Raw genomic sequence first — 13,229 nt, 5'->3', positions numbered from 1 at the left:
ATCACACCGCAATCCGACAGCCATTGATTGACCGTTTGGAATAACTTACGAGTGAGTTTGTGTTTTTCCAGCAAGTGCCGGAAATTCATAATGGTAGTGCGGTCAGGAATGGCTTTATCCAGTGACAGTTGTGCAAACTGACGCATCGAAGCAATCTCGTAAAGCGCATCTTCCATCGCCTCATCACTCAGACTGTACCATTGCTGCATACAGTGAATGCGGAACATCGTTTCCTGTGGATACGGACGACGACCATTGCCCGCTTTTGGATAAAAGGGCTCAATCACTTCCAGCAGTTGAGTCCATGGTAACAGGTTGTCCATCCGAGATAAGAAAATCTCTTTACGGGTCTGGCGGCGCTTGCTGGAAAACTCACTATCGGCAAAAGTTAACTGTTGGCTCATGGGCGGTAATGGCTGTGATTTACTATGTAGCTATGATCTCACATCAGGGACTTATTCGCATCTTCCCTAAGATAATGCAATTAGGCCGTATTGCTGCCCAATTGCATTAGCAACTGCCACCAAGCGGCTTTTTATCGCTTGTTCTATGCCGGTGCCACGCTCAAGCAAGTCATCAACTGCGATGAAGGCGATAGTCATCAGGCGACTGCTCTCATAGTGATAGGCGTAACCGGGTTCGACGATCCAGTTTTTCGAGGCTAGCAGCTCGGCCATATCATCCAGGGTTCTGACCAGGGTAAAGTCGAAGGAGAGGATATGCTCTTCGTTGCCGTACCAATCCGCCTTTAATGCCTGAAAGTTGATCCACATTTCTAGCTGCGCCAGTAAGGGCTTAAGAGTACTCGAAAATCTGTCATCGGCCGAAATGGTGATGGGGAATCCTTGATTCATCGCTGCCAGTACCTCTTGCGTTAATTCTTTAACCTTACGTCACTTGCTATCTTTTTCCCTTAGCTTGGCCTTGGTTAGTTTTGCTTAGCCTAAATGGGTATTACTGCGGGATAGTGACTCGAGCCGATAGTAAAGGTTTGATTGTGCCTGTAAGCCTGCCATGATGCAAAAGCGAGAGACCTATCTATGTCCTTTATCTACGTCCTTAATCTACGTCCTTAAGCTAGGCTCCTAGCTCCCCTCTTTACGCAGCCAAACCTTGTTGAACTTTAACGGTTAAGTTACCCTTGCAACGCCGATAAGCCTTGAGGATGGATAGGGTTTGCAAGGGATTCTGAACTACTACAAGCAGTGCTTTGCGCACGACAGCGCCGAGATCAACCTCTGGTCTTGCCATAAACTCGCCGAGCAAGATCAACTCGTGTTGCAGGGACAAGATGAGCTCGCCAGCGGGTTTCTGCCGCGCCTGCCCGTGCCTTATGACCTCGCCTCGGCATTGAAGCATCGCAGCGCCGTCTATCTGCGCGAGCGGGTACTGCTGCATTGCAGTCTGTTCTTCTGTGGCAGCATAGAGCTAAATGGCGAACGGCGTAAGGTGGTGACACCGCTGTTGTATCGCGAGTGTCAGTTGCTAGAGGATAACGGCGAGATCTACCTGCAAGCCAGCGACTCACTCACGGAGCAAGGCAGGTTCAACATCAACGAGGCACTGCTGGAGAAACTCGTGGTGGAAGGCCATCCCCTGCCCCAGACGCTACGTGATGCTCCAACAGATGTGAGCGGCTGGATTGCCTGGCTGCGCGCCGGACAGGCCGATGTAGATGCCTCCCAACTACTGCACTTTCCCAAGCTTATCGATGAAGCGGACTTCACAACCCTGACCCGCAAGCGTAAAGGCTTCTTGGTGAGCCGCGGTCAGCTCGTTTTGGCCGAACGCTCGCTGGCCAGTCGCGGCATTTTGCACGAACTCGATATGTTGGTCGCCGCGCCCGAATTATCGCCGCCGCTACAGGCGCTATTTGCCGAGCAGCCGACTGCCCCCAACAACAAGCACATTAACACCCAACAAGACTGTCTGCCCGGCCTGCTGAGCGCGCCGCAAACCCAGGCGCTGGAGATAGCCGCCAATCATACCCTGGGGCAGATCTCGGGCCCGCCGGGCACAGGTAAGAGTTACACCATAGCCACCATCGCCGCCGAGCAGATCTTGCGCGGCAAGTCGGTACTGATCGCCGCCCACACAGACGTGGCCGTGGACGTGATTGCCGATAAACTCTCACAACAGTTTCAGCTCGGCAGCAGCCTAATCCGCGCCGGGTCGCCGCAGTTTATCAAGCAGCTCAAGGCCCAGGTGGACGACATGCTTAACGGCATCCACCCGGTCGCCAACAAGAAGGTAACCGACATCGAGCTGCAAGAGGCCTACAAACAGCTGGAGATAGTCACCAAGCAGCAGGCCAAGCTGGAAGCCAGTTTTACCCGCCATTGCAAACGCGCCATTGGCAGAGGGCAAACCCTGGCCAAATTGGAACGCCAGCAGTCTCGCTGGCGCCTGCCCTACTTCAATTGGTTCTATCGCGCGGGGATAAAACGCTTCTCACGTCAGTGGAGCGTGCTGGACAGCCTCAACGGCTTGATCGAACAGAAAGAGCAGCTAAGCCTCAACTATCTGCAACTGGCCACCGGCCACAGGCTCTATCGACTGCTGCAAAAAAAGCGCGGATCCTTGGTGAGTTTCTCCAAGGCGATACGGGCGCGTCAGTCATCTAAGCAACTCGAGGCCTTTAACAACACCAACTTCGAGGCGCTGCAACAGACCTTTCCTATCTGGCTCTCTAGCCTGACGAGCCTACATCGGGTATTGCCAATGCAGGCGCAGATGTTCGATCTGGTAATCATCGACGAAGCCACCCAGGCCAACATTGCCGAGTGCCTGCCCGCCCTACAGCGCGCCAAGGCGGCGTTAGTGGTCGGTGACAGCAAGCAGCTGAGACACTTCTCGTTTCTCTCCCGCGACAAGCAGGCCAGTATTCAAAGCCAGCTAGGGCTCTCATCCGACCGACGCGGCCTGCTGAGCTACCGCGATGCCAGCATGCTCGATTTGGTCTCAGGCTCCCTCGGTGCCCAGGCGCAGGTCGCCTTTCTCGATGAACATTTTCGCAGCAAGCCCGAGCTTATCCAGTTCAGTAATCAGCAGTTCTATCAAAATGCCCTCAAGGTGATGCAGCACAGACCCTGCACCAGCTCGGGACACCTGCACCGAGTCCGAGTCGAGGGTGTTCGCGACGCCAAGGGCGTCAACGTTATTGAGGCCGAGGCCTTGATGGACAAGTTAAGCCAACTCATTGCCGAGCAGGCCGATGCGCTGGTGCCCTCCAGCATAGGCGTGCTGTCATGCTTTCGCCATCAGACCGAATACCTGTCGAAGCAGATTATGAGCCGTTTCAGTCAGGCACAAATCGAACGTCATCAGCTGCGCATCGCCACCCCTTTTGGCTTTCAGGGCGAGGAGCGCGACATCATGCTGCTCTCTTTCAGCATAACTGCCGAGGATGGTCGCGCGGCGGCCTACCTCAACCGCGCCGATATGTTTAATGTGGCCATCACCCGCGCCAAACAGGCGCAGTGGCTGTTTTTGTCGTTGGATGAAACGGCGCTGCCCGGCAACAATCTGCTGGCTCAGTACCTCACCTCGGCCGATCAGTTCGAGGCCAAGCACAACTACGCCGACGCCTTGGATGAGTTCGGTCAGGCGGTCGCCCAGGCGCTGGAGGCCAAAGGCATAGAGGTATGGCGCGCCTACCACATGGCCGGGCTGGAACTGGATATCCTGTGCCGCTACCAGGGCCAGTATCTGGCGATAGACTTAATCGGCTACCCCGGCCCCTGGGAAGACTTCTTCGAGATAAACCTCTACAAGCTACTGCAACGCGCCGGCGTCAACCTAATGCCCCTGAGCTACGGCTTGTGGAGCCAGCAACAAACCCTGTGTATCGACTACATCTGTAAGCAGTTCGGCATAGCACCAAGCCAAGAGGTCGCTTGAAGAAAATTCAATTGCCCACAGCCAGTTAATATCGCAAGGTTATGTTTTTAGATCAGATGGATAGCAAGTATGTCAAAGGGAATGACACAAGTTAATCGGGCATCTCTATCAGGCTTGCAGGTGGTTTTATCAGGGCTTTTTATGCTGATATTAGCACTACAAATCGGTACCGCTACCGCCGCCATTCCCTGCATGGAGGCTTCCTGCGTAGAGACTTACGGTATAGAGGCTCCCGATGTAGAGGAAGCGATTGATAATAGCGTGAAGCTCACCTATCAGAATGATGCCATGCTGGAGAGCGGGCAAGAGGTTCATATGGTGAGCGAAATAGCGCTAATTTTTAATACCGAAGGTAATGAGCAACAAGCGACACCGCAAATCAGCGCCGCCAAATTCCTCTCCGCCACTATGACACTCAACTGCGATAGCGACTGCCACACCATGGACGGCCTTAACCGTCATGCCGGGCAACTGTTTATCGCCTTTAACCGTTACCTCGCCAACCTGCCTCAACTTAATCTGGTGAGCGCCAAAGACTTTAAGTTTGAAGATGATAGCCAATCGCTGCTTATCCGTATCTCGCAAAGCAAGGCAGAGATTTCTAACTTATTAGCGGCGGACATTCAGAGTGGAATTAACGAAGAAAAGCCCCCCATAGTTTACGTCAAACTCCTTGGCGAACATGACTTAGTGCTACACCTCAAACTCATGCTTACAGACAAAACCTGGTTAATCGCAGAGACCATTGAAGAAGGCTTAAGAAGCACTGAAACCGCTGAAGACGGCTTGAGCATAGCAGAGCAACTGCCCCTGATTAACTTCAGCCAAAGCGAGTATGAGGTCTTTCATCAAAACAGGCCTTGGGCAGAGCATTTTGTAATGAATAAGATCCGCCTAAACCAGTGCTGGCACAGGACAATCGCTGCGACACGACTCGCCCCCGACGGCACCACCACAACCCAAGACAGAGACGTCGTCACCTGCGACTATCAATACCGTTAACCGCTCAGCCGCAAACAGCTAGAACAAAACAGCGCAAAGCTAACGGACATAAAAAAGCGAACCACATGGGTTCGCTTTTTTTATTATGGTCAGTGCCGTACACATCCCAAATGACGTTACTGCCGAAGATAAGACAAGGAAACCTGCTGTTTTCGCCGCGCAGTTGACTGTAGTCAATGAGCAGCGAAAACAACGGGATGACGCCGTGCTATATAAACTGATTAGCCAACAAAAAGCGAACCACATGGGTTCGCTTTTTTCATATCTAAGCTTCATTTGAAGCTAACTATTACATAATTGCGTCGCTGACGAAGCACTCTTTATACAGTCAGCTCCGCGGCGGCAAAACGAAGGCTCTAGCGCGGAGTTGACTTGTGTCAATGAGCACGAAAGCTGAGATTCAACGCCGCAGTAGCGAGTCCAATCAGCTAACAAAAAAGCGAACCACAAAAGGTTCGCTTTTTATCATGGTCAGTGCCATGCACATCCCAAATGACGTTACTGCCGAAGATAAGACAAGGAAACCTGCTGTTTTCGCCGCGCAGTTGACTGTAGTCAATGAGCAGCGAAAACAACGGGATGACGCCGTATTATCGAGGCCAAGTAGTCATTTACTTGTAATCGTCAATCGGAGCACACGAACACATCAAATTACGGTCACCATACACATCATCAATACGATTAACCGTTGGCCAGAACTTGTTAGCCTTCACCGCATCCGTTGGGAACACGGCGGTTTCACGGCTGTATGGACGTGAGTCGAACTCTGAGTCCATGATGTCGGCCATGGTGTGCGGCGCATTGTGCAGCGGGTTGTTGTCCGCAGGCCATTCACCGGCTTCAACCTTGGCGATCTCGCCGCGGATGGCAACCATAGCTTCGATGAAGCGATCCAGTTCGGCCTTAGACTCAGACTCTGTCGGCTCGATCATCAGGGTGCCCGCAACCGGGAAGCTCATGGTCGGCGCGTGGAAGCCGTAGTCATTCAAACGCTTAGCAATATCCATCTCGGTGACGCCAGAGGCTTCTTTAAGCGGACGCAGGTCGATAATGCACTCGTGCGCGACACGGTCATTACGGCCTGTGTAAAGCACAGGGTAATGGGCAGACAGCTTCTTCATTACATAGTTAGCGTTTAGCAGTGCCATCTGAGTAGACTGTCTCAAGCCCTGGTAACCCAGAAGCTTGATGTACATCCAGGTGATAGGCAGGATGCTGGCGCTGCCGTATGGCGCTGCCGATACCGCACCGTTGTTGTCTGACTCACGACCATGTTTAACCACGGCGTGACCGGCAACGAATGGCGCAAGGTGTGCTTTAACGCCGATTGGGCCCATGCCTGGTCCGCCGCCACCGTGTGGAATGGCGAAGGTCTTGTGCAGGTTAAGGTGCGATACGTCGGCGCCGATTGAACCAGGCGTAGTAAGACCTACCTGAGCGTTCATGTTGGCACCGTCCAGGTAAACCTGACCGCCATGCTGATGAATCACTTCACAGATCTCCGCGATGGTCTCTTCGTACACACCGTGAGTCGATGGGTAGGTGACCATGATGCAAGAGAGGTTTTCGGCCACTTCGGCAGCCTTGGCCTTAAGATCTTCCATATCCACGTTACCGGCTTTATCACAGGCGGTAACCACTATCTTCATGCCAGCAAGCTGGGCCGAAGCCGGGTTAGTACCGTGGGCAGACTGAGGGATAAGACAGACGTTTCTGTGGCCTTCACCGCGAGACTCGTGGTACTTCTTGATAGCCAACAGACCTGCGTATTCGCCCGATGCGCCCGAGTTAGGCTGCATGCACATGGCATCATAACCTGTGATGTCGACCAGCCAGTTTGATAGCTCTTCGATAAGCTCGGCATAACCCTGTGCCTGATCTTGCGGGCAGAAAGGATGCATGTTGCCAAATTCTGGCCAGCTTACCGGCATCATCTCGGTCGCCGCGTTCAGCTTCATGGTGCAAGAACCTAGCGAAATCATCGAGTGATTTAGCGCTAAATCTTTGTTTTCCAGACGCTTGATGTAACGCATCATCTCAGTTTCGCTGTGGTAGCGATTGAAGGTTGGATGCTCGAGGATGGCGTCTTGACGAACCAGCTCGGCCGGAATTGAGCTGCTGCCATTGGTGATGATGTCGGCGTCAATTGCCGCAACATCCAGGCCATGGCCTTCGCCCAGTACGATATCGAACAGCTGCGCCACATCTTCACGAGTGGTGGTCTCAGCCATGGCAACACCTAAGATGCCGTCGCTATCGATACGCAGGTTCACTTCGCCGGCGATGGCGCGAGCCTGCACGGCGGCGCTGTCGGCAACCTTGAATGAAACGGTATCGAACCAGGTATCGTTTACCAGCTCAACACCCTTGGCCTTAAGACCGGCGGCAAAGATGTCGGCGAAGCGATGGATACGGTCGGCGATGATCTTCAGGCCTTTTGGACCGTGGAATACGGCATAGAAAGAGGCCATGTTAGCCAGCAGCACCTGTGCAGTACAGATGTTTGAGTTCGCCTTTTCGCGGCGGATATGCTGCTCACGCGTCTGCATAGCCATACGCAGGGCGCGGTTGCCGCGAGTATCTTGTGACACACCGATAATACGGCCAGGTAGTGAACGCTTATGCTGATCGCGGGTCACGAAGAAGGCTGCGTGTGGACCACCAAAGCCCATTGGCACGCCGAAACGCTGGGCGCTTCCGAAGACAACATCGGCACCCATAGAGCCAGGCGACTTAAGTGACACCAGCGACATGATGTCGGCGGCAACAGTCACAATAGCCTTCTTCTCTTGCAGGGCAGCAAACAGCTCGGTGAAGTCGGTGATTTGACCATAGTGGTTGGTGTATTGGAACAGGGCACCAAACAGCTCGTAGTTAACCGCTTCGCTGGCTGGGCCAACGACGATTTCGAATCCGAAACACTCGGCGCGGGTCTTTACCACGTCGATAGTCTGTGGGAACACATCATCGGCGATGAAGAAGATGTTGGCTTTCTTCGCCTTAGAGACACGCTTGGCCAGCGCCATGGCTTCGGCTGCGGCGGTGGCTTCGTCCAGCAGGGAGGCTGAGGCCAGGTCAAGACCGGTAAGGTCCATCGACACCTGTTGGAAGTTCAGGATGGCTTCTAGACGGCCCTGGGCGATCTCAGGCTGGTATGGGGTGTACGCCGTGTACCAACCTGGATTTTCGAATACGTTACGCTGAATCACGCTTGGCACGATAGTACCGTAGTAACCCATGCCGATGTAGCTCTTGAACACCTTGTTCTTATCGGCGTACTTGCGAATCGCAGCAAGGCCTTCGGCTTCGCCACAGGCGCTGCCAACGGCAAGATCGCGTCCAAGACGAATCGACTCAGGGACTATCTGCTGTGTTAAATCTTCTAAAGATTCTGCACCAACGAAGTTCAGCATCTCTTGCTGATCTGCGCTGTCCGGGCCGATATGACGACGGATGAATAGTTCGTGCTGCTCTAACTGAGTGAGGGTTTCAGTGGTCATGATTAACCTAGTTCCATATTTGCCAGTATCCTAGCTGTAGGGGGCTGGTGTTACCGGTCTCGTTGTTTGATGTGGTTCTACTTCTCGTTATATGGCAATGGCTTATTGCATGGCCTTATAACGAACGAAGCCCCATCTCTATGCGATATGGGGCTTCGTCGTCATCGACAATTACTCTTCGTCGATAACCGCTTGATAGCCTTCGGCATCAAGCAGATTGTCTAGTTCGCTCAGGTCGCTTGGCATGATGCGGAAGAACCAGCCATCGCCGTAAGCGTCGCTGTTAACCAGCTCAGGAGAATCTTCCAGGGCTTCGTTAACCGCTACCACTTCACCTGAAATGGGTGCGTAGATGTCTGAAGCGGCTTTTACCGACTCGGCTACCGCGCAGTCATCACCGGCGCTAACGCTGTCGCCAACTTCTGGCAGCTCAACGAAAACCATGTCGCCTAGTAGCTCTTGGGCGTGCTCACTGATACCAACAGTGTATGAACCGTCATCTTCTTTGCGGATCCATTCGTGTGAAGAAGCGTATTTCAATTCAGTCGGAATATTGCTCATTATTTTTGTTCCTTGTTCCGTAGTGCTAAATTTTAAAAACTAAGCCTGCTTAACCACTCAAGTGCCTGTCGTTGGACTGGGTCAGCCGATATTTTAGCAGCTTTGCCCCGAGTTGCTTAGCCAGTATCAGACTAACAACCCAGACTCACCCACGCCCTTTTGGCTACCTGACGGTCAAACAGGGGTAACCCTTATCAAACAGTTAGAAGGCCTGCTTACCGTTACGCACGAAGCTAGGTGCGATCACTTTAACAGGGACGCGCTTCTTACGCATCTCGACTTCTGCGACATCGCCAACAGAATTAGGTACCCGCGCCATAGCGATTGAGTAACCTAAGGTTGGTGAGAAGGTGCCGCTGGTGATAGCGCCTTGCTGCTCGACGCCGTCTGCGTCGGTGAAGAAGACTGGCATGCCGGTGCGCAGTACGCCCTTGGCTTCCATCACCAAGCCAACGAGCTTGTCAGCGCCGGCGGCTTTGATAGCGGCTAGCGCTTCACGGCCGATGAAGTCACGATCTTCGGGTTCCCAGGCGATGGTCCAGCCCATGTTGGCCGCCAGCGGGTTAACGCTCTCGTCCATATCCTGGCCGTATAGGTTCATGCCTGCTTCTAAACGTAGGGTGTCGCGGGCGCCCAGACCACATGGCTTAACGCCAGCGTCTAGCAGCGCTTGCCACAGGGCTTCGGCCTCGGCCTCGGGGACGATGATCTCGTAACCGGCTTCGCCAGTGTAACCTGTGGTTGCGATGAAGAGAGAGCCAGACTGCACACCGAAGAAAGGCTTCATGCCTTCGACTGCTGCGTTTTGCTCGTCGGTAAATACTGCCGCCGCCTTCACCTTAGCGTTAGGGCCTTGAACGGCGATCATCGCCAGCTCAGGACGCTCGGTAACGGTCACGTCATAGCCTTTAACTTGCTCGGTGATCCACGCGAGGTCTTTCTCGCGAGTGGCCGAGTTCACTACGATACGGTAATGGGTGTCGCTGAGATAATAGGTGATCAGGTCGTCGATAACGCCTGCATTGTGGTCTAACATGCCACCGTACAGGGCCTTACCCGGCACCTTGAGTTTGGCGACGTCGTTGGCCAGTAGCTTACGAAGAAAATCACAGGCCTGAGCACCGGTAACATCTACTACTGTCATGTGAGACACGTCAAACATCCCTGCGTCTTGACGCACAACATGGTGTTCTTCGATTTGAGAGCCGTAGTTTAGCGGCATGTCCCAACCGTGAAAGTCGACCATTTTGGCGTTAGATTCTAGGTGCTTGTTAAAGAGTACAGTTTTATTAGCCATTATTATCTCTTCTTTTTTGCCCTTTTCGGGTCTTACCTGGCGGTGCCTCAGCGCTAGGGCATGATTGATGAAATGGGGCAGAGGCCGAAAGGGTCGGTCAAGCACTCTCTTGTCATCAATAGGCGGTAGCGAAGCAGACGATTATAGTCAACCGTGCTGAACTGACACACCTGAACCTAGGGTACTTTAGGGCCAGGATGTGATTGCAAAGATGAGTTTTTGCATCAATTGCGTCGAATAAGATGCATCAACAAATTCTGTTTTAAGATACGCGCTTGGTATCAAAATGCGGCGAAATTATACCTTGCGTCACAGTTTTGTATACAAGAGAATTTTCTAATCCGAACCATTTTTCCATTACTTTTTCTCATGTTTAAAATGTAGTTTTTTTACATGAGAATCCGTATATCAAATCAAATGATGTCAACCACTTGTATTTAAAAACAAAATGATATTCCGCCGCATTTTCTCAAGCCTTATTTACACAACTCAGGCAAGCGGGTTTTGTTACCCATAGCCTGTTGCATAAACAGTGTTTTCACAGGAGAAAGGTTATCCACCAGGTTGAGGCCCAGATCCCTGAAGGCTTTTTTCACCGGATTACTGCCTTCGAAGAGTCGTTTAAAGCCTTCCATCGCCGCGATCATCTCCAGCGCGTCCGCCTTACGCCAGCGCTCCAGGGGACGAAGATTGGCATAATCGCCAATATCCTTGCCTTTGGCCTTAAGCTCACTCAGGGTCTCGATAATAGCGGCGGCGTCTAAGAAGCCCAGGTTAACCCCCTGCCCCGCCAGCGGATGTATGGTGTGGGCCGCATCTCCGGCGAGAACCAAGCGGTGACGGGCGAAGTGACGGGCATAACGCATGCGTAGCGGGAAGGCCTGTGGCTCGCTTTCCAGTGTGCACATGCCCAGCTTACCGTCGAAGGCGGCGGTCAGGCTGCGCTCGAACTGTATCTTGTCTCCCTCAAGCAGTGTTTGCGCCTTGGCCGGCGGTACCGACCAGACGATGGAGCAGAGATCCTTTTCGAACAGCGGCAGAAACGCCAGTGGGCCGTCGCTTAAGAACACCTGTCTGGCGGTAGCATTATGGGGCAGCTCGGTGCGAATAGAGGCAACGATGGCATGATGGCCATAATCCCAGAAGGTCATGGGGATCTTACACTGCTCACGCACCCAGGAGTTGGCACCGTCTGCGCCTATCACCAGCGCCGCAGAAAGATTGTCGCCATTATCCAGAGTCAGCCAGGCTTCACGCTCACCGAAGGCGATTTTTTCTAGACGGTGATTTTCAAGGTGGGTTACCTCACCAAGCTCGCTCGCTCGGGTCGCCAACGCATGGCTGATGTTGTCATTTTCTATGATGCTGCCCAGGGTCTGCTCGCTGATAGAGTGGGCATCGAAACCTATCTTGCCCAAGCTATCCTTATCCCACACCGCCATCTTCTGATAGGGGCCGACGCGAGACTCATCGATATAGGCCCAGACTCCCAGATGGGTAAGCAATCGCTGACTGGCCTTGTTGATGGCACTGACTCTTAACCTGGCCTCGCCAGATACTGCCTGGGTTTCCCCGGCGTCGATCACCACTACCCTAAGCCCTTCCTGACCCAGGCCGATGGCCGTTGCCAGCCCTACCATGCCTCCGCCGATAATGGCAACGTCATAGGTTTGTGTACTGAACATAGAGAGATCCTTTATCCAAGTTGACTGGCAGATTGAGGCGATTTCCACCCCATGGCTTTACGGGCAATAGGGGTCTTGAGCGGCGGACACCAGGAGAGCAGTCTAAGCCCCAGATTGCGACCGGCCACCAAGGGCCAATGCTGATTGGAGAAGCCGCGCACAAGAAATTCCACATTGGTGATTGTCGTGTCGCGATCTTGCTGACGACGACTCAGGTATTCGTGGGTCAGCTTGGCGCCGCCGATATCCTCGCCCCGCTCGAGCGCCTCATCAACCACCTCGAGCAGACAGACGAGATCCCTCAGCCCCAGGTTAAAGCCCTGACCGGCGATAGGATGCAGCGTCTGGGCCGCATTACCGATAAACACGGTGCGCTGATAGATGGGGCGCGCCATGTAGGAAAGCTTAAGCGGATAGGCATGACGCTCGCCCACATCGATAAAACGCCCGGCGCGGTGGCCGAAGGCATCTTGCAGCGCATCTAAGAAGGCGGACTTATCTGCCCCCAGCATCAGCTCGGCATGTTCAGGCGCCAGGGCCCACACCAGGGAGACGCGGGGTTGCCCGTCCGCGTTGGCCATAGGCAGAATGGCCAACGGGCCACTGTCGGTAAAACGCTCATACGCCCACTCGTTGTGCGGCGTGTCGGTAAGCACGTTGGCCACCAGCGCCACCTGCTCGAAATCCACCTGCTCAAGCGGCAGCTTAAAATCTTGTCTGACCTTAGAATGTAACCCATCTGCTGCGACCACCAGCTTGGCGCTGATGGCTGTGCCATCGTCTAGCATCAGCTGCTGCTCATCGACCCCGGCGGCTATGCTAGCCACCTTGGCGGGACAAAACAGGCTAACCTCTTGCTGCTCAAGCAGGCTAAACAGCTTGGCACCCACTCGCTCCAGCTCGACCACCTGTCCCAAATAAGGCAGATGAAAATCCTTGGCGTTTAGTGTGGTCATGCCGAAGTGGCCGCGATCCGAGACATGAATATTCTCGATGGCCGTGCCCAAGTGGGCCAACTTAGGCCAGATGCCGAGACGGGTCAGCTCGAAAATAGAGCCCTGGGCGATGGCGATGGAGCGGGCATCGAATCCCGGATGGCCGTCGCCGGGACGGTTGGCTTCGATAAGGGCGATACGTAGCGGTTGCTGCCGGGTTTGCGCTAAATTAGCCAGGCCAAGGGCCAGGGTGGCACCGGCCATGGCGCCGCCAACGATGGCGATATCAAACGGCTTAGGGTCAGACGAAGTGGTCATTCACTTTCTCTATTGTTGGCAAGCGCTTAAC

9 protein-coding genes are annotated in these 13,229 nt (G+C 53.7%); 2 read left to right on the top strand and 7 right to left on the bottom strand.

Translation table 11 applies throughout. The features are described from left to right. Both L1D47_RS15395 and L1D47_RS15390 read right to left on the bottom strand, forming a co-directional pair. Positions 1-404: transposase (locus L1D47_RS15395; RefSeq protein WP_239885919.1), on the bottom strand; the 404-nt coding region annotated here is incomplete at its 3' end. A gap of 66 nt (positions 405-470) precedes the next feature. Beyond that, entirely contained in the window at positions 471-854 is a 384-nt protein-coding gene (locus L1D47_RS15390) for a hypothetical protein (protein WP_239885918.1), read from the bottom strand. A gap of 322 nt (positions 855-1,176) precedes the next feature. Here L1D47_RS15390 and L1D47_RS15385 point away from each other — a divergent pair, with 322 nt between their 5' ends. Together L1D47_RS15385 and L1D47_RS15380 are read left to right on the top strand one after the other, a co-directional pair. Continuing rightward, a complete protein-coding gene (locus tag L1D47_RS15385) occupies positions 1,177-3,900 on the top strand; it encodes an AAA domain-containing protein (protein ID WP_239885917.1) in 2,724 nt (907 codons plus the stop codon). 141 nt (positions 3,901-4,041) lie between these two features. Next, positions 4,042-4,902: a hypothetical protein gene (locus L1D47_RS15380; RefSeq protein WP_239885916.1), complete on the top strand. Its 861-nt coding sequence runs from the start codon at positions 4,042-4,044 to the stop codon at positions 4,900-4,902. Positions 4,903-5,513: 611 nt separating this feature from the next. Here the strand turns inward: L1D47_RS15380 and gcvP are convergent. The 5 genes from gcvP to ubiH all read right to left on the bottom strand — a co-directional run bounded on the left by gcvP (position 5,514) and on the right by ubiH (position 13,198). Next, the gene (gene gcvP, locus L1D47_RS15375) at positions 5,514-8,402 is read right to left on the bottom strand and encodes an aminomethyl-transferring glycine dehydrogenase (RefSeq protein WP_239885915.1); all 2,889 of its coding nucleotides are present in this window, start codon (positions 8,400-8,402) and stop codon (positions 5,514-5,516) included. Positions 8,403-8,573: 171 nt separating this feature from the next. Next, entirely contained in the window at positions 8,574-8,963 is a 390-nt protein-coding gene (gene gcvH, locus L1D47_RS15370; protein WP_041508592.1) for a glycine cleavage system protein GcvH, read from the bottom strand. Positions 8,964-9,165: 202 nt separating this feature from the next. Beyond that, positions 9,166-10,260, bottom strand: a complete 1,095-nt coding sequence (gene gcvT / locus L1D47_RS15365) for a glycine cleavage system aminomethyltransferase GcvT (protein ID WP_239885914.1) — start codon at positions 10,258-10,260, stop codon at positions 9,166-9,168. A gap of 476 nt (positions 10,261-10,736) precedes the next feature. Beyond that, positions 10,737-11,945, bottom strand: coding sequence for an FAD-dependent oxidoreductase (locus tag L1D47_RS15360; RefSeq protein WP_239885913.1), 1,209 nt, complete (start codon positions 11,943-11,945; stop codon positions 10,737-10,739). A gap of 11 nt (positions 11,946-11,956) precedes the next feature. Continuing rightward, a complete protein-coding gene (gene ubiH, locus L1D47_RS15355) occupies positions 11,957-13,198 on the bottom strand; it encodes a 2-octaprenyl-6-methoxyphenyl hydroxylase (protein WP_239885912.1) in 1,242 nt (413 codons plus the stop codon). Positions 13,199-13,229: the final 31 nt, after the last annotated feature.

It is taken from the genome of Shewanella sp. Isolate7 (assembly GCF_022398425.1).
In the GTDB taxonomy this organism is placed as follows: Bacteria; Pseudomonadota; Gammaproteobacteria; order Enterobacterales; family Shewanellaceae; genus Shewanella.
The sequence above is the reverse complement of the archived record's forward strand: the minus strand, read 5'-3'. Positions and strand labels throughout refer to the sequence as shown.